The following is a 22,045-nucleotide window of genomic DNA, read 5'->3' on the forward strand; positions in this document are numbered from 1 at the left end:
TTACAACCAGCTGTATAAGCGTCCGGGATTGAAGATGTTATCCGGATCAAACGCATTCTTGATTCGGCGCTGAATGCCTTTCAGGGCCTCCGGCTGATGGTGCATTACCTCCCCCGTGCGATCACCACCCCGGAACAGGCTGACCTGGCCGCCCGCAGCGCGCGCCGACGGTTCCAGCTCTTTCAGTTCACCGGCACCCCGGAACCAGCGTTGGGAACCGGCCCAGTCGATGAACCAGTTGCCTTCCAGTTTTGGTGTGGCAGCGGTTGAGCCTACCGAGAAGCGCCACAGCGGCACGTCATTACCGGTGAAGAACTCGTGCTGCATGTCCTGCACCTGCTGCCAGAACCGGTCGCCCTGCTCCATCACTTCACCGGACCATTTTTCAGCCGTGGCTTCGACCCCGGATTTTGCACCGGACAGGCGCAGGTAGACCTTGCCATCCACCCAGCAGGCAGCCGTGATCGGCTTGGGCTCGGCGGCGCGACTGTTCATGTAGTGAATTACCTCGTCCATACCCATTTCCTGAACCAGGGTCAGGGAGGCCGCCGGTTTTGGCATCACTTTCATGCTGATTTCGGTCATCACGCCGAGCGTGCCGAGGGCGCCGGCCTGGAGCCGCGATACGTCATAGCCGGCCACGTTCTTCATAACCTGACCACCAAAGCGCAGATGTTCGCCCTTACCGTTCAGCAGTCGGATGCCCAGCACCTGATCCCGGACCGAGCCCGTCCACGGACGGCCCGGGCCTGAAAGATTGCAGGCCAGGGTGCCGCCGATGCTGGAGGCAGCACCGAATCTGGGCGGCTCGAAATGCAGGCACTGGCCCTGTTCGGCCAGGGTGGCCTCAATCTCGCTCAAACGCGTACCGGCACGAACGGTCAATACCAGTTCCACCGGATGGTAATCCACGATGCCGGAATGCTCGCCCACATTAAGAGTTCCGGCATCCGGGTCGGCTTTACGGCCCATGAAGGCCTTGGTGCCACCGCCGACAATATTGAGTTTGTGCCCGCTGTCCCGGGCCTGGAGCACCTGCTCCTTCAGTTGTTGGGAAGTATCAGCCATGGGTGACTTCCGTATGATCGTGCGTGTGTTGTTTGTGCTCAAGGGAGCGGTATTCCTGGCAGAATCGCAGTGCCGGCACGCCTTTACCCGGGTTCAGAATACCGGCGGGGTCGAAGGCCGCTTTCACATCATGGAACTGCTGCAGCTCCTCGTCATTGAACTGCACCGCCATCTGGCGGATTTTCTCTACGCCAACGCCATGCTCACCGGTGATGCAGCCGCCCACTTCCACACACATTTCCAGGATGCGGGAGCCGAGCGCCTCGGTACGCTCAAACTCGCCGGGCACGTTGGCGTCAAACAGGATCAGCGGGTGCAGGTTGCCGTCCCCAGCGTGGAACACGTTGGCCACGCGCAGACCGAACTCCTCGGACATCTTTTCCATTTCCGTCAGAACGTAGGCGATCTCGCGGCGGGGAATGGTGCCGTCCATGCAGTAGTAGTCCGGGGATATACGGCCGACTGCCGGGAACGCGGATTTGCGGCCTTTCCACAACAGCGCACGCTCTTCCTCGCTCCGGGAAGTACGGACAGAGGTAGCCCCCAGCTTGCGGAACACGTCCTCGGCCTGTGCGATGTGCTCATGCACTTCTTCTTCGGTACCGTCCACTTCGCACAGCAGCAAGGCTTTGGCATCCCTAGGATAACCCGCCTGGGCGAAGTCGTCGGCCGCGATGATCGCGTGGCTATCCATCATTTCCAGGCCGCCGGGAATGATCCCGTGGGAAATAATGCCGCCCACGGCATCGCCGCCCTTCTGCACATCATCAAAACCAGCCATCACCACCTGGGCCACTTCCGGCTCCGGCAACAGCTTTACTTTTACTTCCGTCACTACACCGAGCAGACCTTCAGAACCGGTCATCAGCGCCAGCAGATCCATCCCGCAGCTGTCCAGGCCGTCGCTGCCCACTGTGGCCACATCACCCTCGGCGGTCACCATTTCAACGCTGAGAATGTTGTGAACCGTCAGCCCATACTTGAGGCAGTGCACGCCGCCGGAATTCTCCGCCACATTGCCGCCGATGGTACAGGCGATCTGGGACGATGGGTCCGGGCCGTAATACAGACCATACTGGGCCGCTTCCTCGCTGATGGCGAGGTTGCGAACTCCCGGCTGGAGCCGTGCCGTTCGTGCCAGCGGGTCAATGTCGACGATGCGGTTGAACTTGGCCAGCGACAGCACCACGCCCTCTTTATTGGGCATGGCACCGGCACTGAGCCCGGTTCCGGCACCACGGGCCACCACCGGTACCGCGTTCTCGTTGCAGATGCGCATCACCCGCTGCACCTGTTCAACGGTCTCCGGCAGCACCACCAGCAAGGGCATCTCACAGTACATGGACATGCCGTCGCATTCGTAGGGCTTCATGGTTTCGTCATCGGTGATGACGTAGTCCGGGTCGATAAACGCCCGGAACTGTTCCGCCAGCTCGGCTTTGCTGACTTTCGGCTTGGTAGTCATGACACTCTCTGGGTTTGGATTACATCAAGTGTGACAGTCATCAACCGCGTTTTGTTGCAAAGTGATCAAGACCGGCCTGGGCACAGTCCATGTCCTGCTGGGGGGTGCCGGAACTGATTCCGATACCGCCCACCACGTCGCCGTCAACGATCACCGGCAGGCCGCCGCCGACCGAACTGATGCGCCCGCCCACTTCGGTGTGGATACCGAAGGCGAGGCTGCCGGGCACGTTCACCTTGTTGTAGTCATGGGTGGCTTTCTTGGCCGCCGCCGCCGTGAAGGCTTTGTCCTGGGCGATGGTCACGCTGGTGATCTTGCCGCCGTCCATGCGTTCGAAAGCCACCAGGTTGCCGGATTCGTCCACCACGGCGATGCACATGGGCACGCCGATTTCCCGGGCCTTGTTCGCAGCCCCTTCGATGAGAATCCGCGCTTCAGCCAGATCCAGTCGTTTAATCGTCAACATATCGCTTTACTCCTTGAATTTATTAACCGTAAACCAGATTTGGCAGCCAGGTTACGATGCCAGGGATCAGGATACACATGAACAGCCCGAATGCCTGAATGGCCAGGAACACCAGGGAGGACTTGAAGATGGTACCCATTGAAATTTCCGGCGGACAAACGCCGCGGATGTAGAACAGTGCGTAGCCAAACGGTGGACTGAGGAACGACATCTGCATGTTCACCAGATAGAGCACCCCGAACCAGAGCACCACATCCTCGCCAGCCACCGGCGGGAAGCCCAGCAGGCCCGGGAACTCCAGCGCTTCCACAATCGGGATGAAGATCGGCACCGCGAGCAGCAGGATACCCACCCAGTCCAGGAACATGCCCAGGATCACCAGCAGCACCATCAGCAGGAACAGGATGCCGTAGGCAGAGAGCCCGGTACCCAGGATGGCGTCGGTGACAAACTGCTGGCCACCCTGAAGAATGTAGAAGCCCACGAACACAGACGCACCAAACATGATCCAGAGGACCATGGCGGAGGCCTTGGCCGTGGTCACGGACGCCTCGCGCAGGCCGCCAATGGAGAACCTGCCGTGCATCATGGCCACGATGATGGCGCCAAACGAGCCGATGCCGGCCGCCTCAACGGGCGTGGCAATACCACCGAACAGCAGGCCAAGTACCAGGAACACCAGAATCAGGGGGGCAATCAGGTTTTTCAGCAGCAGCAGCTTTTCTTTCAGCGAGATCCGCTCATCGACCGGCACGGGCGGACCCAGCTTGGGGTTGATCCAGCTGCGGATCAGTACATAGGCGATGTACAGGCCAGACAGGAGCAAACCCGGAACCACGGAACCCAGGTACAGTTCACCCACTGACTGCTGTGCCACAACGGCGTAGAGGATGGCCAGGATCGAGGGCGGGATCAGAATACCCAGGGTACCACCGGCCATGATCGAGCCCAGCGCAATCTTGTGGTCGTACCCGCGTTTGAGCATCGCCGGCAGGGCAATGATGCCCATGGTGACAACCGCAGCCCCGATAACACCCACCATGGCAGCAAGAATGGTAGAAGCCAGGATGGTTGCCGTCGCCAGACCACCGCTCAGGCCGCCCATCCACTTGTAGACCACGCTGAACATTTCCTCGATCAGACCCGCCCGTTCGAGCATCGAGGCCATGAAGATAAACAGCGGTATCGCGGCCAGGTCCGAGTTGGTCATCATCGGGAAGATGCGGCTGGGCACGATGTTCAGCATCAGCGAGTCGCCCACCAGATAGACGAACATGACCCCGAGACCGCCGGTCACGAAGGCAAGCGGCAACCCCATCATCAGGGCCACAGCCAGGGAACCGAACATCAGGTAGGTCAGGGGACCTATTTCAACGCTCGAGAGACTGCCCGAGAGCTTGAACAGGAATCTCTCGTCGCTCCAGGGGTCGTAGAATAGAATGTTGATCATTTCGACACAGATGACGAATGCCAGCCCCACGGTGGCAATGATCATCAGCCAGGTACTCAGCGTCCCGACAAGGTTGCTGCCCGGCGCGGTTGTTGTGTTTGTGCTCATGCGGTGCACCCCCGGCCAAGACGGACAAACAGGACAATATCCTTGATCAGCTTGGATATGCCTGCGAGCAAGAGAAGGACGGAACCCAGTACCATCATGCCTTTCACCGGCCAGTACTGAATGCCCCAGGTCTCAACCGTGGTTTCATTCATGGAATAGGAATTCTGGAAGAAGGTCCATGAGGTAATCAGCAGAACCAGGGCGAACATGAAGAAGAACATGGACGTAAAGATGTCCATGCCAACCCGTCCGCGCACCGGCAGCAAGTTGTACATCACGTCGACGCGCACATGAGCGCCGTGAAGCATCGCGAACGCACCGGCCAGCAGATACTGCATACCCAGAAGCAGGAAGCTGGCTTCATGCACCCAGATGGTCGGCATATTGAAGAGGTAGCGCATGACCACTTCAAAGAAATAGAAGACAACGGCGTTCACCGTCCAGAACGACACAAAGAGGCCCGATTTGTCGCAGATCCAGTCAACCGCCCTGGTAACCCAGTTGCCCTCGAACCGGAGATAGATCAGAGGGTCGTCCTCCTCTGCCTGCAGTTCGCCCGGTGTCAGATCCGGCTCGGCAGTCTCGCTTCCGTGACCACTGCTCCACTTGTCCCAGGCCATCATGATCAGCGGCATGACCGCAAGCCAGCCCCAGTAGAACCAGTGCGGCATTACGAATCCGAAACCTTCAAGATCAGACATGTTGTTGCTTCCTCAGCCACAAAACGGGGAAGGTGGGACTCCCCCTTCCGGAGCCGTCCCTGCCCTTCCCCATGTTTCTTTTTTATTGATTTGACAAGGTGTTACCGGCCTGGCACACCTTCAAGATCAGACTCATCAATGTAACCTACCGTCTCGTTCATCATGTACTCGAGCTGCAGGTCGAAGATGGCACGGGCGTCTTCATCCTTGTTGGCCCACTTGAACCAGATCGGGATCGCTGCACGACGGAATTCCTTCAGATCGTCCTGGCTCAGACGAGTCACGGTATCACCGGCTTCCTTGAACTTTTTCATCGCCTCGATGTTGCGCTTCTGGATCGTCAGGTAGTGCTTCTGGGAATAGATGCGCACCTCATCCTCAACCAGTTGCTGGAGCTTGGGAGACAGGGCGTTCCAGGCGCGCAGGTTGACAGTCAGGTCCATCAGGTCCACCGGCTGGTAGACGGACATTACCCCTGGAGGCCCGAACAAGATGTAGTCGGTCACCTGGGAGAAGCCCAGCTCCCAGTTCACCGCCGGTCCTACATAGTCAGCCGCGTCGATGGTGCCCTTTTCCAGGGCCGGAAAGATGTCGGAGCCCGGCAGGCTCACGGTGGAAACGCCGAACTGCTGGAACACCTCAGCCACCATGCCGCCTGGTACACGAATTTTCATACCCTTGAGGTCAGCAAGGCTGTTTACCGGCTTCTTGGAGTGAATGATGTTGGCATCATGCTGGATCGGCCCAACGTAGAACAGACCGAACTTTTTGTAGATGTCCCGGGTCTTTTCCAGCATGCCCAAAGAGTAGAACATGGTGTCCCACTGGTGAGGCTGGTCAGGGCCAGCGGGGTAGGAAGACAAAAATACCGAGGCCGGGATCTTGCCGGACCAGTAAAGGGTGAACGGGTTCATGCCCTGTAATACACCGTTACGCACCGCATCGAAAAGTGCATTGTTATCAGCAGCGACAGCTTTGGCGGGGAAGGGCTTGATGATCAGCTCGCCACCGGATTTCTCCTCCATGCTGTTGGCCCAATCCTCGAACAGGTCGTAGCCGACAGTGCCCGCATCCCAGACGGACTGAATCTTCCAGGTGATTGCAGCCTGGGCCTGGCCTGCCCCCATCAGCATCGCGCCGGCGAAGGCGGCGCCTACAGCGGCAGTTTTAAGGAAACTTCTGCGAGGTGGTGGCTCGCCCGTATCACATTTATTCCGGATGCTATTCTTCGAATTCATCGAAACGTCTCCGTTGGCTTTGTTGTTATGAGCGTCATAGCAACGCCGGCACAGGCCGACATTAAGATGATAGTCGTAGCCAATCCGGTTTAAGTCCAGTTCAGGGAGCACTGGTCCGACCAGTTTTCAAGCATTAAAAATGGACGGAATACTCTGAATCGGCCATATTTAACGGGCTCGGACGCATATAGGCTGGCAACGGAACCAACGCTAATCAGAAGCAATCACTGGTCAGACCAGCGAGCATTCACAGGCATCCAAATGGCAATCTCCCAGGAAATTTCTTACCGGCTGGAACGCCTTATCCTTGATGGCGGGCTTGCCCCGGAGCAGAAAATACCCTCCGAACGGCAATTGGCGGCGCGGCTGGGTGTTTCCCGCGCCGTCATTCGCGAAGCCCTGCACGAGCTTCAGGGTCGCGGGGTTATCGAAACCCGGCATGGCAAGGGCTCATTCGTGGCCAGCATGGTTCCCGGCTCCCACGATCTGGGTGAGCAGAGCCCGCTGATGCATCTTTTCGAAGGCCACCCCCGAACCCTCTATGATTTGCTGGAAGTACGGGAGCAACTTGAGGGTCAGGCGGCCTGCCTGGCGGCACAACGGGCGACCCGGCTGGACCGGCACCGGATCACCACGGCATTCCGTGCTCTGGAAGACACCGATCCGCTCAGCAACGCCCGACCCGACCACGGCTTTCACCTGGCCATTGTGGAGGCCTCCCATAATCCGGTTCTGGTGCACGTGCTCAACAGCCTGAAAAACATGATGTTGTTGACCGTTCAGGCATCCGTTGCCAACCTGAACCCGAGGGAAGAGATGCGTAAAAAGATTGTCCGCCAGCACCGGCAGCTTTATGAGGCGGTGATTTCCGGCAAAGCCGCCAGTGCGCAAAAAGCCGCCACCGCCCATGTGCGTTTTGTCAGCGAGGCCATGCGGGAGATGGAAAAGGAAGGCCGTACGCTGATCCGCCTGCCCGTCGGCACAGAGGCCAGGGTGCATTACTCACAGGCCACGACCTGAGGATGGCAAAAAGCTTGCACTGATCGCCCATTCGCCCACAATGAAATGCAGCGAACGGCGGTGAAATGCGATAAAACACCCTGTTGAAGGTATTGATTTTCGCGTCCACAGCCCGTAAAACATGCGCCTTTGAATTTCAGCTCCGGGAGTCACCCATGGCGGACCAAGCGCCTTTGATCTGCAGGGACATTCACAAGACCTTTGATCAGCTTGAAGTACTCAAGGGTATTTCACTGGAGACCCGCAAAGGCGACGTGGTTTCCCTGATCGGCAGCTCCGGCTCCGGCAAGAGTACCTTCCTGCGTTGCATTAACCTGCTGGAAACGCCCACATCCGGCGACATTATCATGCACGGAGACGCGATACGGTTCACCACCAACCGGAAAGGCGAACGCATTCCTGCGGATAACAAGCAGGTTGAACTGGTTCGGGCAAAACTTTCCATGGTGTTCCAGAGCTTCAACCTCTGGTCCCACATGACCGTGCTCGAAAACATCATTGAAGCGCCCATCCACGTGCTCAAGGTGCCCAAGAAGGAAGCGATTAAGCGTGCCGAGACCTACCTGAACAAGGTGGGTATCTACGAGCGCAAAGATTACTATCCAGCCCAGATGTCAGGCGGTCAGCAGCAGCGGGCCGCCATTGCCCGGGCCCTCGCCATGGAGCCGGAAGTCATGCTGTTTGACGAGCCCACATCGGCCCTCGACCCCGAGCTGGTGGGTGAAGTGCTCAAAGTTATGCAAAGCCTCGCCGAGGAAGGCCGCACCATGATCGTAGTCACCCACGAGATGGCGTTTGCAAGGGATGTGTCGAGTCAGGTCCTGTTCTTGCATCAGGGCGTGATTGAGGAACAAGGTACACCGCAGAAAGTGTTTGATAACCCGGACTCGGAACGCATGAAACAGTTCCTGGCACCCAAGTTCTGACACGCGGCGCCATCTTGAGCCGGTGAAGAAATAGAAGCTGGAATCAAAAATTCCATTAAAAATAAAGCCCAAAAGGCAAACCACTGGAGAAGTCACGCATGAAAAACCTGATTGTAGCAGCAAGCTGCGCCCTCGCCCTGATTGCAGGCGGTGCACAGGCCCAGGAACCTAGCCTCCGCATTGCATTCGACGTGCCTTACGAGCCATTTGAGTACAAAGACGAGAACGGCGAGCTGACCGGTTTCGAAGTTGAACTGGCCGAAGCCATGTGTGAAGAAATAAACGCCAACTGTGAATTCGTGATCCAGGCGTGGGACGGCATGATCCCGGGGCTGCTGGCGCGCAAGTTTGATCTGATCATGTCTTCCATGTCCATCACCCCGGAGCGGGCCGAGCGGGTTCTGTTCTCCGAGCCGTACTACAACACCCCGGGTGGCTGGTTCGGCCCCGAGAGCTTCAACACCGACGTCACCGACATGGGCGCCATGAAGGACAAGACCGTAGGCGTTCAGCGCGGTACCACCATGGACACCTACGTAACCGAAAACATGGGTGGCATTGTCACTATCAAGCGTTACACCACCGCCGATGACATGGTTCTGGATCTCGAAGGCCAGCGCCTGGACGTCGTCTTCGTCGATTACCCGGTCGGCGAACAGACTATACTGCCCAAGGAAGGCTTCAAGGAAGTTGCTGAGCCGGTCAAGCTTGGCAAAGGCGTGGGCGTTGCCATGCGCAAGCGTGATACTGACCTCGCAGGGGAAATCAATGCCGCCCTTCGCACCCTGAAGGAAGATGGCACCTACGACACCCTCATGCAGAAGTATTTCGCTTACGACATCAAGATGTAATCTTACCGGGGCAGCCGTTAAGGCTGCCTCTGCTTAGCGGACGCGTCCATGATTGATCTGAAAGGCTATGGCCCGGCCCTGATGGAAGGGGCAGCAGTCACTATTGAACTGGCCTTCCTCTCGCTTGCTCTCTCATTGGCCCTGGGACTGATTGGCGCCTCGGCCAAACTGTCGCAAAGCCCGGTTGCCAGGGGCTTCGCCACCACCTACACCACGTTGATACGGGGTGTGCCAGACCTGGTCATGATGCTGCTGTTCTACTACGGCGGCCAGGTTGCAGTGAACATGCTCTCGGACTACATCTGGGAAGCTTACCAAATCGACTTCTTCTTTCAGTTCGATCCTTTTATCTCCGGCGTGGTAACGATCGGGCTGATCTTTGGCGCCTACATGACTGAAACCTTCCGGGGCGCTTTCCTGGCGGTCGAAACCGGCCAGATTGAAGCTGCCCGCGCCTACGGCTTTACCCGCCTGCATACCTTCCGCAGAATCATGCTGCCACAGATGCTGCGACATGCCCTGCCCGGCCTGGGCAACAACTGGCAGGTTCTGCTGAAAACCACGGCGCTGGTTTCAATCATCGGGCTTACGGATATGGTTCGCGTTGCCGAGGAAGCCGCCAAGGCGGAGCGGATGCCGTTTCATTTTTTCATTCCGGTGGCGTTCGTCTATCTGGCCCTGACGGCAGGGTCTGAGCTGTTTATCAAGTGGCTGGACAAGCGAGCCAATGTCGGCGTGGTTCAGGGGAGTTGACGGATGCCTGATTTCATTGCCGAGTGGCTGAACCAGAACGAGATCTTTACCGCCATGACCATCATGGAATACTGGGATGGTCTGGTGACCACCGTCCACCTGGTGTTCCTGTCATTGGTGATCGGCTTACTGGTGGCGGTGCCACTGGCCATTCTGAGAACGGTACGCAACCCTTTCGTGTCCGGGCCGGTGTGGCTGTACACCTACCTGTTCCGCGGTACACCGCTGCTGATCCAGTTGTACATTATCTATTACGGCCTGGCCCAGATTGAGGGGATACAGGAGACTTTCTGGTGGGAGATTTTCCGGGAGCCGTTCTACCCGGCCCTGCTGGCATTCACACTGAACACCGCAGCCTACACCACGGAGATCATCCGGGGTGCAATGGTCTCGACACCCAACGGTGAAATCGAGGCGGCCAAGGCCTATGGCATGAACTGGCTCATGCGTATGCGGCGTATCGTGCTGCCGAGTGCCGCGCGGCGAGCGGTTCAGGCATATTCCAATGAGGTGATTTTCATGCTGCACGCCAGTGCCATTGCCAGTGTGGTGACCATTGTGGATCTTACCGGGGCGGCGCGTAACATTTATTCGCGGTTTTATGCGCCATTTGATGCGTTTATTTTTGTGGCGCTTTGCTACATGATGCTGACCTTTATTCTGGTGTTTGCGTTCCGCAGGCTTGAGAATCATCTGCTTCGACATCAGCGGCCGGTAAGCGGCTGACCCCTTGGCTTCCAATTTGGTGCCGGGTCGGTTGGCGGGTGTCTTCCCGGGAGACGCTACGAGCACCCGCACGCGGGTCCAGTCAGCAATCACAGATTGCTGCCGTTCGGCTGTCGCATGAAGCTTTGCTTCATAAGCGCTCGGCCTCACCCATGTGCGCTTGACTGAGGCCATCCATGGCCTCAGACACTCCCGGGAAGACACCCGCCAACCGCCCTCAGACTTTTCCGTGGAGTCCCCATGACCGTCAGTGCGGGTTTATTTGGCAGTTCACCTGATTGGCTATCCCATACCCTGGATAACCCCGGCGCAGACCTCCCGGAGGTGCAAACGCACCTCCCCGACGGCACCCGAATCAGCCGCAAGGCCGTGGGCGTTCTGGACATTGTTCCCCCGGCCGGCCGCAGCAATCCGAATGCCGAGGCCATCATCGTTTCAGCGGGTGTTCACGGGAACGAAACAGCGCCCATTGAGGTTCTTAACAGACTGGTTTCTGAACTGATCGATGGCGAGTGGGAACTGGCGTGTCCGGTCTTGTTGATTCTGGGCAATCCGCCGGCGATGGTGGCCGGAGAGCGGTTCACGGAGGTGAACCTGAACCGGTTGTTCAATGGCGCACACGGGCGGAGCGAATACGACGGCCTTGTCGAGGCGGCGCGGGCGCAGTTGCTTGAGGAGGCTTGTCGGCAGTTTGCCATGGCAAATCCCCAGGCGCTTTATCACTACGATCTGCACACCGCCATTCGCCCCTCCCACCGGGAGCGGTTTGCGCTCTATCCGTTTGTTGAGGGGCGAATGTTTCCCCTGGGCCAGTGCGATTTTCTGCTGGAGGCAGAAGTGGAGACGTTGCTGCTGCAACACAAAGCGGGCACAACGTTTTCGTCATTTTCATCGTCGCGGTTGAAGGCTGAGAGTTTTACCGTGGAGCTGGGTAAGGTGCGACCGTTTGGCCAGAATGATCTGGGGCGCTTCTCGGGCATCCGGGACGCGTTGCGGCGACGGTTCCGGGGGCAATCCGCACCACCACGCAAGCCGCCTTTTGGGCACCTGACGGTGTTCGAGGTGGTGCATGAGATTCTGAACACCGGGAAGCATTTCCGGTTTCACATCCCGGATGATGTTGCCAACTTCACCGAGTACCAGCCCGGCACGATGATCTGGAAGGACGATGAAACCAGTTACCGGGTCGGGCACTCGCCGGAGGCCATTGTATTTCCCAACCCTGAGGTTCCTGTGGGCCAACGTGTCGGTTTGATGATCAGGCCCGCGCCACCGCCTGAAATTGGGGTCAGATGAAAAAGGGGTCAGATGAAAATTTCATCTGACCCCGGCTTCAGCGGGTCAGGCCGGGGCGTTTTCAGGTTCTGGCACACTGACTTTGATCAACTGGGTGCAAACAGCCGGAATCACCAGCAGGGTCAGCAGCGTTGACGCCAGCAGACCCGAAATAATCGCCCAGGCCATGGGGGGCCAGAGCGTGGAGCTGGAAAACGCCAGGGGCAGCAGGCCCGCCACGGTGGTTGCGGTGGTCAGCAGAATCGGGCGAGTCCGTTGCTCCACCGCGCTGCGCATGGCACCCCATATATCCTTTCCTCTCTCCAGTTCCCGGTCCATGACATCCAGCAGCACAATGGCGTTGTTCACTACGATACCCACCAGGGCAATGACCCCCAGAAGCGACTGGAAACCGAAGGGGGAACCGGAAAGCACCAAACCCGGGAAGATGCCGACGGCAGCCAGCGGCACCGTCAACAGGATAATCCCAACCCGGCGGAAGGAATTGAACTGCAGCAGCAGGAAAAACAGCAGTAACAGTATTCCGATGGGTGCCGCCGTCAGCAAGGCGGTATTGGCCTCACCTGAACCTTCGGCATCACCGCCCAGTTCCATGCGCGTACCCGGCGGCAGGGGCGCCTTGTCAAGGGCCGCGTACAGGCCCTCCAGGGCCTGACTGAAGCTGTAACCGGATTCCAGGTTCGCCGTTACCGTGTTCATTCTGACGCCATCACGCAGGTATCGGGCGGCCGGCTCCCAGGTGGTGTCCACGCTGGCTAACGCCGACAGGGGCACGGCATCACCGCGGTCATTGTAGATGTTGACGGACAGCAGGCGTGAGAGCGACAGCGCAGTGCCTTCCCGGGACCTCAGTACCAGGGGAATGGGGTCCTCTTCCTGGCGATAGCGCTCTGCCACCACACCAAAACTCTGGCCATAAAGGCTTTGGGCGACATCGGCGCGGGTCAGGCCGTACCGGGCCGCAGTGGCATCGTCAACGTTGATTGCGATGCTGGGCACGCCGATATCCAGATCATGCCGCACATCAACTGTGCCCTCAACGCCCCGCAAAATACCGAAGATCTGTTCCACTGCCCTGGCCCGGGTGTTGTCGTTGGCGTGATAGACCCGTATTTCCACCGGCGCGGCCCTTGGCGGCCCCTGCCCGAGCACGCCCACGGTCACGTCCAGCTCCGGCATCTGTTCGTTGACATGAGCGCGTATCCAGCGGGTCATACCGGCGGTGTCTTCAAGAGTTGGTGTGGTGACAACGAGTCTGGCACGGTTCGGAGCCTGAGGTGCCTCCTGGAGATTGTAGTAGAATGACGGCCCGGTGTAGCCCACAAACCGGTGCACCGCCAAGGCATCGGGCCGGGCCCGGATAGCCTTCTCAAGGACTGCCGTCAGTTCTGCGGTGCGGGACTGGTCAGTACCCTCGGGCATGTGAACTTCCGCTATAACTCTGGGGCGATCAGCATTCGGAAAGAACTGCCGTGCCATAAAAGGCGTCATGGCCAGACTGATGGCGACCAGAATGGTGCCGGCGGCAATCAGGCGTCTGGGGTGCCGGGCAACCAGGCTGCCCAGTAAACGGGCCAGACCAGTAAACCGGTCGTCTCTGCTGTTTCGCGTTGGCTTCAGAAACTTCGCAGCCAACAGGGGCACGGCGGAAATGGCCAGCAGATAGCTGACCGACAGGGTCAGCATGATCATCACCGGCACTCCCCGGGTGAAATCGGCGGTGCCTCCCTTGGACAGCAACAAAGGCGTAAATGCCGCCAGAGTGGTGCCGGTTGAGGCACCCAGAGGCCCGGCCAGCTCAGTCACCGCCTTACGCAATGCATCGAGGCGCCGCATCCCCTCATCCAGGTGTCCCTGGATACTCTCAACAATCACGATGGCGTTATCAATCAGGATGCCGAGGGAAATTACCATACCAATCACGGCAATCTGGTGCAGAACGCCGCCGCCCAGGTCGTAAAGCCCGATACTGATCAACGCCACCATGGGCAGAATCGAAGCCACCAGCAGGCCCATTCGAATGCCCATGCCGGTAAAGACTACGGCAACAATGATCAGCACTGAGAGCACCAGGCTCCACGCCAGGCTATCCAGCCGTTCTTTAACCTTGTCCGGCTGGAAGAACATCTCCCGGATGTCGTAAGGCTCAAACTCCCCGCGAATCCGGTCCACGCGCTCCCGCACCCGCTCGCCAAACCGGATCGCATCGGTGGCACCCTCTTCCATGATGATGGAAACCAGCACAACTCGCTCGCCATCGTACCAGGTTTCCGGCTGCCGGGGTTCCGCCGGCCCGCGCCAGACATCCGCAGTTGCCGCGAGGGGTAGCTGGGAGCCGTCAGGCAGTTCAATAGGGGTGGCACGAATGGCGTCAATATCGGCAAATTCGCTGTTGGGAAGTACCGACAGGCGGCGGCCATTGACCACCACAAAGCCGCCAGGAATAGTCTGGTTGCGCCGGGCCAGGGTGTCCAGCACCCGCGCCGGGGAAATGCCCAGACGGTAGAGAGCCGCATCATCCAGGGCCAGGGTAATCTGTTCGTCGGCATCCCCTTCCAGGGAGATCCGGGAAGCGCCCGGAAGATCCGACAGATTCTGCTTCAGCCTTTCGGCGACTTCCGATAATTCCGTCACCGAAGGCGAGCCACCGACGGCCAGGACGATTGCAGGATTATCAATCAGACGGTCATCCAGCGTCATCCGACCCACATCGTCCGGGAAGTCCTGTTTTGCCCGCTCCATGGCCTGGTGCACCCGATCCCAGGCAGAGTCGGTGTCGTAGATGGTGTCGTTAAGGCGCAGTTGGACAATGGCCACCCCGGTTCGGGCAGTAGACTGTGAGAAGTCCACTTCCTCCACCTGACGCAGCTCATCCTCCAGTGGCCGCAGCACAAGCCGCTCCACGGCATCTGCACTGGCGCCCGGGTAGTTAATGCTGATCAGCCCCGCCCGGTAGGGAAACGAAGGATCTTCCTGACGTGGCATGGTGCTGTAGGCTGCGATTCCCAGAAGGCAGAGCATGGCAACAACCATTCCGAGAAGTCGCTGGCAGTTCAGGAGCCGGCGCGTCATCAGCGCACCTCCACGGCATCACCGTCCGCCAGCCGGGTCATGCCCGCGTACACCACCTGATCTCCGGGGGACAAATCGCCGGATTTGATCACAACCCGTTCACCAACGACCCGGTCCACATTGACCGAAACCCGACGTGCGATATTGTCACGGACCCGAAACACACTTGTGCCTTCGGCATTCCGGATCACCGACAGTAAGGGAACCGTGAGTGCCGCCTCGAGCTCCGGCGTAATGCCTACCTCTACCGGCTCCCCGGGTTCCAGGGTATTGGCCGGCAGGCTCACCAGCACCGGGTGCAATTCACCACGAATGCCGCCAGCCTGGGCAATCTCTACTACGGAACCGGTTTGCGGAGGCTGGTGGCGGTCCTGTACCGACCAGACCGGCAGGGTCTGCTGCAGTCGCACATGGCTCAGCAGATGAGCAGGCACTCGCACTTCCACTTCCCGGCCCTCCGGCGAAGACAGGCGCATCACCGGCTGGCCAGCGACAACGAATTCATCCTGCTCCACCAGCAGGGCTTCCACGCGCCCGGAGAAAGGCGCCCGCAGGGTACTTTCTTCCAGCATCTGCGAGGCCTCCGTCAGCCCGGCGCGAGCCGTGGCAACACTGGCGTTCAGGGAATCGCGCCGGGCGGCAATCTGTTCCAGGGTCTGTTCGGAAACCACACCACGTTGATGCAGCTGGCTGGAACGTTCCCACTCACGCTTCGCCTGTTCGTACCCGGTTGTCAGCTCCTCCAGTCGGGCCCTGGCGGAATCCCGTGCGGGTTCCAGGGCAGGATTGTAGACCCGGGCCAGAACCTCACCGGCCTGCACCTTCTGGCCCAACTCAACCGCCCTCTCCTTCAGGGTGCCGCTGATCTGAAAGGTCAGGGTTGCCCGCTGGGTGGCGCGCACAATTCCGGAGAACCTGAGGGGCATATCCCGGCTTTCACCACCGGTCACCGCTGAAACGCGCACCGAAACCCTTTGCTGCCCTGGCTCCAGTGACACGTCGCTGGCTTTGCAGCCGGAAAGGAATAGTGAAAAGAACGCGAGGGAAGCTATGGCAACGGGAATACGAAGTGGCGTCATGATTCGTCCTTTCATCCATGCTCATGTTGTTGGCGGGGTCCGGTCCCTGGCAGACCCGATGATTGTTTAAGACATAATGTCATTCTTTGACATTTTGTCAATAATCGGGTCTGATTCAGTTTCAGGTATCATGTGCTGGCCGCTGCCACCAAACCGGATGACTGAATGAGCGAAAAGCTGAAAACCCGCCGCGAACGTGAGAAACAGGCCCGTTACGACACCATTCTGGACGCCGCCGAGCTGGTGTTTTCAGAAAAGGGCTACGAGCGATCCTCCATGGATGACATTGCCCGCACCGCCAGCCTCAGCCGGGCGCTGCTGTACGTGTATTTCAAGGATAAGGCGGCGATTCAGCGGGGCATCATGCTCAGGGCCGGGCACAGCCTGTTCCGGCGCTTTGAAGAGGCCCGCCAAACGGCAGATACCGGCCTGTCCCAGATCCGGGCGATGGGCGAATCCTATTACCGTTTCTATCTGGAAGAACCGGACTACTTCTCGGCACTCACCAAGGCCTCCACCGCCATGGCGGAGGCCGACGAAAGCCAGACTGAAGAGATGCTGTGCTCCAAATCAGACCTGATGGAACTGATGGTGGGGGCCATTGAGCTGGGGCTTCAGGACGGCACCATGAATCGGGAGCGGATCAGCGATCCGGCACAGACCGCCCTCTACCTGCGGGGCGCGCTGCATGGTGTGATCCTGCTGTGCCAGTCCGAGATGGGCGAGGGCAACGACGGATTCCCGGCCGAGCAGCTGATCCGGCACACCATGGACATGCTGACCTCGTCGATTGCAGCCTAGTGTCCCCGGAGGGACAAGCACGCTAACGCTGGAAATCGTAGATTGAGCCGAGCCCGAGAATACCGGTGAGTTCGTCGAGGGCTTTCCGGACCTCTTCCAGCAGCATGGGGTCTGCCAGGTCATCCTGGCCCAGCTCATCCCGGTAGTGGGCCTCCACCCAGGTGGTCAGGCGCTCGTAGAGGCCATCGGTGAGGATAACACCCCGGTGCATGGCCTTGAGCTCGTCATCGTCCAGAACCACACGCAACCGCAGACAGGCCGGGCCGCCGCCATTGCGCATCGACTGCTTGACGTCAAACACTTCCACCGACGTGATCGGCCCACCGGATTTCACCAGACCATCCAGATACCGGCGAACCGAAGCCACTTCCCGGCACTCGCCAGGCACGGCCAGCAGCATGCCGTCGGGCGTGTTCAGTAACTGGCTGTTGAACAGGTAAGAGGCCACCGCGTCATCAATTGGCACCTCGGCACGGCTGACCCGAATCGCTTCAAGCTCGGCACCGGTAAGACGTTCCCGGATATCCGCCAGCACCTGGTCTTCCTTCAGGAACGCCGTCTCGTGATAGAACAGGGTGTTGCCGTTGCCCACCGCGATAACATCGTTATGGAAAACACCGGCATCAATGGCTTCCGGGTTTTGCTGGGCAAACACCACATGCTGACCCTTCAGGCCATGCAATCGTGCAATCGCCTGGGAGGCCTCCAGGGTCTGCCGGGCCGGATATTTTCCCGGCGCCGGCGCCTGTTCGTTAAAGGCGATCTGGCCGTAAACAAACAACTCTACGCCGGGCTCCCCATAGCCGGCACACAACCGGGTGTGGTTGGCGGCGCCTTCGTCACCAAAATGACTGACCGAGGGCAGCGCCGGGTGATGTGCAAAATAGCTCTCATCGGCAAAGACCGCTTTCAGGGAACGCCCGGTTACCCTGTGTTCGATGGAGCGGTGGAACTTGGCGCTCAGGTTGGCCGGGGTAAAATGCACCCGGTGATCCGCGGTATCGGCACTGGGCGAAACCGTGGCGGCGTTGGCTGTCCACATGGACGAGGCTGAGGATACCGCCGCAAGAATCGACGGGCTGGCTTTCGCCGCCTGCTCCAGGACCCTGGCATCCGTTCCCTCAAAGCCCAGAGCCCGCAACGTCGGAATGTGTGGCCGCTCATGGGGCGGGAGAACGCCCTGCACATAGCCCCTGTCCGCCAACTGTTTCATCTTGGCCAGTCCCTGGAGCGCCGCCTCCTTCGGGCTGGACACTGACCGCACACTGGATTTCGACGCCACGTTGCCCCAGGACAGCCCGGCGTAATTGTGGGTGGGACCCACCAGGCCGTCAAAGTTTGCTTCTACCGCGTGTTTAGCCATGGCCGTCGATTCCATTAATCGAAGCTCAGGCCGGGGGCGAGCGTGTCGGGCAGCTCGCTCTTGCCGGCTTCCAGTGACGCCATGGGCCAGGCGCAGTAATCGGCAGCGTAGTAGGCGCTGGGGCGGTGGTTGCCGCTGGCGCCGACACCACCAAAGGGTGCCGCGCTGCTGGCACCGGTCAATGGCCGGTTCCAGTTCACGATGCCGGCCCGCACTTCCTCTACCAGCCGGTCATAGAGTTTCTGGTCGTCGGTCAGGATACCGGCGGAGAGTCCGTAACGGGTGTCGTTGGCCAGTTCAAGGGCGTCATCAAAGCTCTTGTAACGATAGACCGTAAGCAGCGGCCCGAAGAACTCTTCGTCAGTCACGTCGACACCCGAAGCATCGATGATACCCGGTGACAGCAGCCCGGTACCCGGCCTCAGGGATTTCATTTCCAGCAGGGATTTCCCGCCCTTACCGAGCAGGCTGACCTGGGCCGCCAGGAGCTTATCCGCCGCTTCGGCCGAAATTACAGCCCCCATGAACGGCTGGGGATCGGCATCGAACTCACCCACCCGGATCCGGGAGGCGACCTCCACCAGCCGATTCAGGAAGGCATCACCCTTTTTGCCCTTGGGAACCAGCAGCCGACGGGCACAGGTGCAGCGCTGACCGGCTGAGAGAAAGGCAGACTGCAAGGCATGGTGCACCGCTCCGTCCACGTCCGCCACGTTTTGAACGATGAGCGGGTTGTTGCCGCCCATTTCCAACGCCAGGATTTTCTCCGGCTGGCCGCCGAACTGTTTGTGCAGCAGGTGGCCAACGGTTGAGCTGCCGGTAAAGAACAGGCCATCAATCAACGGATGGCTGGCCAGGGACTTGCCGGTGGCCGAAGCGCCCTGCACCAGGTTGATTACACCATCCGGAATACCTGCCTTCTCCCAGAGTTTTACAGTCATCTCCGCAACGCCGGGGGTCAGCTCACTGGGCTTGAACACTACGGTGTTGCCCGCCAGCAGTGCAGGCACAATATGGCCGTTGGGCAAATGCCCCGGGAAATTGTAGGGGCCGAATACGGCCACCACGCCATGGGGTCGGTGCCGGAGCACCGCATGGCCGCCGGCAACATCCGATTCGGAGTGACCGGTACGCTCGCTATAGGCTTTCACGGAGATGCCGATCTTGCCAATCATCGCTGCCACCTCGGTCCGGGACTCCCACAGGGGTTTACCGGTTTCCAGTCCGATCTGATGGGCCAGCTCCTCCTTGTGGACTTCCAGCAATTCGCCAAAGCCTTCGACCACTGCCTGGCGCTCCGCAAAACTTTTTCGCCGCCACTTCAGAAAGGCGGTGCGCGCCTCACGCACGGCCGCGTCAACGTCTTCAAGGTTGGCACTCTCACCATCCCAGACTGTCTCGCCGGTCACGGGCTGGACAGATTCGAAGGGAACACCATGGCCCTGAAGCCATAGCCCGTCGATAAACAGTTCGCCTGTCAGCTTTGCCATTTCGATGCACCTCCCGGTACTGCATTTCTAAATATATGTTTGGTCAACATCCCCGAGTCTTTCAAGGGTGCCATGCGAACCGGATCACCGGACTCAACCTGCAAGGCGCCAGCAACTTCCGGTGGCAAACTGACCGTATCCGGGCCGATGCAATCCATTGGCAGGGTCGTTACCCGAAAATCCCGGAAGGACCGGTTCGACACCATGACACGCTCATCGGCCGGAACATCCAGATTCACCGGTTTACGGATGACCATGGCATGCCGGTTGACGCTTTCTCTTACGGTGCGGATGTTGTGAACAAAGGCCTCTACCACCGGACCGCCATCAAAGATGTCCACCAGTCCGTTGAAATTGAACCCCTCCGCCTGGAGCATCCGGAGCGCCGGAGCCGTGTTGCCATGCACCCGGCTGATCACTGCCCGGGCCGAATCCGGCAACATGGGCAGATAAATCGGATACTTCGGCATCAGTTCGGCGATAAACGACTTGTTGCCAAGCCCCGAAAGCACGTCCGCCTCACTGAATTCCATGTCAAAGAACCTGCTGCCCAGGGCATCCCATAACGGGCTGCGCCCCTGTGCATCAGAAACGCCCCGCATCTCCGCGAAAACCTTGTCCGAAAAATGCTTCCGGAACTCGTCCAGATACATGAACCTGCAACGGGAGAGCAGCAGACCATTGCCGCCGCCCTTGTACTCGTCAGAAAGCAGCAGCGAGCAGATCTCGCTGGTGTCGGTCATGTCGTTGGACAGATGCAGCGTCGGGGTGCGCACGTGCACTCCCAGCTCCTTCGAGGCGTTCACTGCAACACTCAGCCGGTAGTTGTAAAACACCTCATCCAGACCAACCCGAGCCTGGATTCCACTGATTCCGATAGTCTTCTTGCGCTGGATATCCTCAAGCGCAAACAGGTAAAGCCCCGCCTCCGGCGCACAGCGCTGGTTGAAGGTTTCCCGGGCGTGGCTGATCTTTCTCGCCAAAAGCTCGCGGTCCGCGGGCAGTGTTGTTAGCCCCTTGCCAGCGTTCTGCGCCATCGTGTAAAGGTCGTCCAGATCGCTTTCCTGAAGCGGGCGAATTACCAGCATGGTGTCGCCTCCCTGTTTCCGCGATTTAACTGAATAACCGTTGGAATACCTGTCCTAATCGCTGTCATAGCGGCGCGATCCTTACCCGGTCACCCGCGGTCTTGTTCAGCACCTTCCAGGTGTTTACCGGCACCTTGAGTGTGTCTTCCAGAGTTTCCGCAACCGGTGTCAGGGTGCAGCGGAACTGGACCCCCTCCCCTGCCGCAATCAGACAGGTTTCGCCAAGGTCATGGTTGGCGGCATGCAGGGGTTTGGGGTGGCTGGTCACCAGGGTTCTCAGGCTGTCGGTGCGGGCCTCCAGTACTGGCCCGGCATCAAAAATATCCAGGTAGCAGCCGGGCTGGAATCCCTCCCGCTGAAGCAATTCGAAGTTCGGTACGGTTAGCTCATGCGGTTGCCCCAGCGCCTTCTGGGCCGCCTCGCTCAGCAGGGTGACATAGATCGGATTGGGCGGCATGAGTTCGGCGATAAAGGTTTTACTCAACTGCGCGGAATACTGGTCCGCCGTCTCGAAGTCCATATCAAAGAAATGTCGGCCAAGGCTGTCCCAGAACGGCACGCTGCCGTCATCCAGCTGCACACCCTGGATTTCCACCGCCACCCGTTGGGTAAACCATTCCCGATGATCGGCAATAAACAGAATCCGTGCACGGGATAACAGCTCGAACGCCTCACTGCCTCGGAGTTCCGGCCGGATCGAGAACGAACACAGCAGGGTGACATCGGTCAGAAAATGGGAGGGATACAAGACTTCTACCCGCCTTGATACACCCAGTTCATGGGACGCGTGAATCAGCGCATCGCGCCGGTAACTGTAGAAGGGCTGACCATTGCCGGCCCTGGCATCGATACCGGCCGTGCCCGCGATCTCTCCGGTTTCGGTGTTTTCCAGCACAAACAGAAACCTCGGCGGGGCATCCTCGGCGCCGATCTTTCCGGCAAAAGACGCCAGGGATTGCTCAATCTTGTAGGCAAGAGCATCGCTTTGTTTAGGCAGGGTGGAGGAAAGGCGGGCACTCTGGGCACCCGCAATGGCAAGAATCTGGTCCAGATCATCCGGCTGCGCCGGACGTACCAGCCACAT

At 59.2% G+C, this 22,045-nt stretch carries 19 protein-coding genes; 7 read left to right on the forward strand and 12 right to left on the reverse strand.

The genetic code is table 11. The features are described 5' to 3' along the window. From glcE to dctP, 6 genes are all read right to left on the reverse strand, one after another. Nucleotides 1-1,068: a glycolate oxidase subunit GlcE gene (glcE, locus tag QPL96_RS09670; protein ID WP_303287180.1), complete on the reverse strand. Its 1,068-nt coding sequence runs from the start codon at nt 1,066-1,068 to the stop codon at nt 1-3. Next, nucleotides 1,061-2,533 (reverse strand): FAD-linked oxidase C-terminal domain-containing protein, encoded by a 1,473-nt coding sequence (locus tag QPL96_RS09675; RefSeq protein WP_303287181.1) that lies wholly within the window; start codon nt 2,531-2,533, stop codon nt 1,061-1,063. The genes glcE and QPL96_RS09675 overlap by 8 nt, the downstream gene beginning before the upstream one ends. Nucleotides 2,534-2,573: 40 nt before the next feature. Then, nucleotides 2,574-2,999 carry a heme-binding protein gene (locus QPL96_RS09680; RefSeq protein ID WP_303287182.1) on the reverse strand — a complete coding sequence of 142 codons (426 nt, stop codon included), beginning with the start codon at nt 2,997-2,999 and terminating at the stop codon, nt 2,574-2,576. Between the two features lie 22 nt (nt 3,000-3,021). Continuing rightward, nucleotides 3,022-4,557, reverse strand: a complete 1,536-nt coding sequence (locus QPL96_RS09685; RefSeq protein WP_303287183.1) for a TRAP transporter large permease subunit — start codon at nt 4,555-4,557, stop codon at nt 3,022-3,024. Continuing rightward, entirely contained in the window at nt 4,554-5,258 is a 705-nt protein-coding gene (locus QPL96_RS09690) for a TRAP transporter small permease subunit (RefSeq protein WP_303287184.1), read from the reverse strand. The genes QPL96_RS09685 and QPL96_RS09690 overlap by 4 nt, the downstream gene beginning before the upstream one ends. Nucleotides 5,259-5,359: 101 nt before the next feature. Further along, on the reverse strand, nt 5,360-6,385 hold the full coding sequence (gene dctP / locus QPL96_RS09695; RefSeq protein ID WP_303287203.1) for a TRAP transporter substrate-binding protein DctP: 1,026 nt from the start codon (nt 6,383-6,385) through the stop codon (nt 5,360-5,362). 372 nt (nt 6,386-6,757) lie between these two features. On the opposite strand from dctP, the gene QPL96_RS09700 reads away from it, so the two are divergent. The 6 genes from QPL96_RS09700 to astE all read left to right on the forward strand — a co-directional run bounded on the left by QPL96_RS09700 (nt 6,758) and on the right by astE (nt 12,068). Next, on the forward strand, nt 6,758-7,516 hold the full coding sequence (locus QPL96_RS09700; protein ID WP_303287185.1) for an FCD domain-containing protein: 759 nt from the start codon (nt 6,758-6,760) through the stop codon (nt 7,514-7,516). Between the two features lie 155 nt (nt 7,517-7,671). Continuing rightward, nucleotides 7,672-8,442: an ABC transporter ATP-binding protein gene (locus QPL96_RS09705; RefSeq protein ID WP_303287186.1), complete on the forward strand. Its 771-nt coding sequence runs from the start codon at nt 7,672-7,674 to the stop codon at nt 8,440-8,442. A gap of 98 nt (nt 8,443-8,540) precedes the next feature. Continuing rightward, the gene (locus QPL96_RS09710) at nt 8,541-9,293 is read left to right on the forward strand and encodes a transporter substrate-binding domain-containing protein (RefSeq protein WP_303287187.1); all 753 of its coding nucleotides are present in this window, start codon (nt 8,541-8,543) and stop codon (nt 9,291-9,293) included. Between the two features lie 48 nt (nt 9,294-9,341). Next, complete coding sequence (locus QPL96_RS09715; RefSeq protein ID WP_303287188.1) at nt 9,342-10,046, forward strand: ABC transporter permease; 705 nt, start codon at nt 9,342-9,344, stop codon at nt 10,044-10,046. 3 nt (nt 10,047-10,049) lie between these two features. Then, a complete protein-coding gene (locus tag QPL96_RS09720; protein WP_303287189.1) occupies nt 10,050-10,772 on the forward strand; it encodes an ABC transporter permease in 723 nt (240 codons plus the stop codon). Nucleotides 10,773-11,012: 240 nt separating this feature from the next. Beyond that, the gene (gene astE, locus QPL96_RS09725; RefSeq protein ID WP_303287190.1) at nt 11,013-12,068 is read left to right on the forward strand and encodes a succinylglutamate desuccinylase; all 1,056 of its coding nucleotides are present in this window, start codon (nt 11,013-11,015) and stop codon (nt 12,066-12,068) included. Nucleotides 12,069-12,113: 45 nt separating this feature from the next. Here the strand turns inward: astE and QPL96_RS09730 are convergent, their stop codons facing one another. Then, nucleotides 12,114-15,140: an efflux RND transporter permease subunit gene (locus QPL96_RS09730; RefSeq protein WP_303287191.1), complete on the reverse strand. Its 3,027-nt coding sequence runs from the start codon at nt 15,138-15,140 to the stop codon at nt 12,114-12,116. Continuing rightward, nucleotides 15,140-16,219, reverse strand: coding sequence for an efflux RND transporter periplasmic adaptor subunit (locus tag QPL96_RS09735; protein WP_303287192.1), 1,080 nt, complete (start codon nt 16,217-16,219; stop codon nt 15,140-15,142). The genes QPL96_RS09730 and QPL96_RS09735 overlap by 1 nt, the downstream gene beginning before the upstream one ends. A 165-nt stretch (nt 16,220-16,384) precedes the next feature. On the opposite strand from QPL96_RS09735, the gene QPL96_RS09740 reads away from it, so the two are divergent. Then, the gene (locus QPL96_RS09740) at nt 16,385-17,020 is read left to right on the forward strand and encodes a TetR/AcrR family transcriptional regulator (protein ID WP_303287193.1); all 636 of its coding nucleotides are present in this window, start codon (nt 16,385-16,387) and stop codon (nt 17,018-17,020) included. Nucleotides 17,021-17,042: 22 nt separating this feature from the next. On the opposite strand, the gene astB is transcribed toward QPL96_RS09740, so the two are convergent. The 4 genes from astB to QPL96_RS09760 form a co-directional block, all read right to left on the reverse strand. After that, a complete protein-coding gene (astB, locus tag QPL96_RS09745; RefSeq protein ID WP_303287194.1) occupies nt 17,043-18,383 on the reverse strand; it encodes an N-succinylarginine dihydrolase in 1,341 nt (446 codons plus the stop codon). A 14-nt stretch (nt 18,384-18,397) separates the two neighbouring features. Beyond that, entirely contained in the window at nt 18,398-19,873 is a 1,476-nt protein-coding gene (gene astD, locus QPL96_RS09750; protein WP_303287195.1) for a succinylglutamate-semialdehyde dehydrogenase, read from the reverse strand. Beyond that, nucleotides 19,861-20,961, reverse strand: a complete 1,101-nt coding sequence (gene astA / locus QPL96_RS09755) for an arginine N-succinyltransferase (protein ID WP_303287196.1) — start codon at nt 20,959-20,961, stop codon at nt 19,861-19,863. The genes astD and astA overlap by 13 nt, the downstream gene beginning before the upstream one ends. A 64-nt stretch (nt 20,962-21,025) precedes the next feature. Further along, nucleotides 21,026-22,045 (reverse strand): arginine N-succinyltransferase, encoded by a 1,020-nt coding sequence (locus QPL96_RS09760; RefSeq protein WP_303287197.1) that lies wholly within the window; start codon nt 22,043-22,045, stop codon nt 21,026-21,028.

Source organism: Marinobacter sp. SS8-8 (assembly GCF_030540945.1).
Classification (GTDB): Bacteria; Pseudomonadota; Gammaproteobacteria; order Pseudomonadales; family Oleiphilaceae; genus Marinobacter.

What these genes read in the sequence shown, in the direction of transcription:
- glcE (WP_303287180.1), bottom strand. Translation starts at nt 1,068, where the DNA reads ATGGCTGATACTTCCCAACAACTGAAGGAGCAGGTGCTCCAGGCCCGG.
- QPL96_RS09675 (WP_303287181.1), bottom strand. Translation starts at nt 2,533, where the DNA reads ATGACTACCAAGCCGAAAGTCAGCAAAGCCGAGCTGGCGGAACAGTTC.
- QPL96_RS09680 (WP_303287182.1), bottom strand. Translation starts at nt 2,999, where the DNA reads ATGTTGACGATTAAACGACTGGATCTGGCTGAAGCGCGGATTCTCATC.
- QPL96_RS09685 (WP_303287183.1), bottom strand. Translation starts at nt 4,557, where the DNA reads ATGAGCACAAACACAACAACCGCGCCGGGCAGCAACCTTGTCGGGACG.
- QPL96_RS09690 (WP_303287184.1), bottom strand. Translation starts at nt 5,258, where the DNA reads ATGTCTGATCTTGAAGGTTTCGGATTCGTAATGCCGCACTGGTTCTAC.
- dctP (WP_303287203.1), bottom strand. Translation starts at nt 6,385, where the DNA reads ATGGGGGCAGGCCAGGCCCAGGCTGCAATCACCTGGAAGATTCAGTCC.
- QPL96_RS09700 (WP_303287185.1), top strand. Translation starts at nt 6,758, where the DNA reads ATGGCAATCTCCCAGGAAATTTCTTACCGGCTGGAACGCCTTATCCTT.
- QPL96_RS09705 (WP_303287186.1), top strand. Translation starts at nt 7,672, where the DNA reads ATGGCGGACCAAGCGCCTTTGATCTGCAGGGACATTCACAAGACCTTT.
- QPL96_RS09710 (WP_303287187.1), top strand. Translation starts at nt 8,541, where the DNA reads ATGAAAAACCTGATTGTAGCAGCAAGCTGCGCCCTCGCCCTGATTGCA.
- QPL96_RS09715 (WP_303287188.1), top strand. Translation starts at nt 9,342, where the DNA reads ATGATTGATCTGAAAGGCTATGGCCCGGCCCTGATGGAAGGGGCAGCA.
- QPL96_RS09720 (WP_303287189.1), top strand. Translation starts at nt 10,050, where the DNA reads ATGCCTGATTTCATTGCCGAGTGGCTGAACCAGAACGAGATCTTTACC.
- astE (WP_303287190.1), top strand. Translation starts at nt 11,013, where the DNA reads ATGACCGTCAGTGCGGGTTTATTTGGCAGTTCACCTGATTGGCTATCC.
- QPL96_RS09730 (WP_303287191.1), bottom strand. Translation starts at nt 15,140, where the DNA reads ATGACGCGCCGGCTCCTGAACTGCCAGCGACTTCTCGGAATGGTTGTT.
- QPL96_RS09735 (WP_303287192.1), bottom strand. Translation starts at nt 16,219, where the DNA reads ATGACGCCACTTCGTATTCCCGTTGCCATAGCTTCCCTCGCGTTCTTT.
- QPL96_RS09740 (WP_303287193.1), top strand. Translation starts at nt 16,385, where the DNA reads ATGAGCGAAAAGCTGAAAACCCGCCGCGAACGTGAGAAACAGGCCCGT.
- astB (WP_303287194.1), bottom strand. Translation starts at nt 18,383, where the DNA reads ATGGCTAAACACGCGGTAGAAGCAAACTTTGACGGCCTGGTGGGTCCC.
- astD (WP_303287195.1), bottom strand. Translation starts at nt 19,873, where the DNA reads ATGGCAAAGCTGACAGGCGAACTGTTTATCGACGGGCTATGGCTTCAG.
- astA (WP_303287196.1), bottom strand. Translation starts at nt 20,961, where the DNA reads ATGCTGGTAATTCGCCCGCTTCAGGAAAGCGATCTGGACGACCTTTAC.
- QPL96_RS09760 (WP_303287197.1), bottom strand. Translation starts at nt 22,045, where the DNA reads ATGTGGCTGGTACGTCCGGCGCAGCCGGATGATCTGGACCAGATTCTT.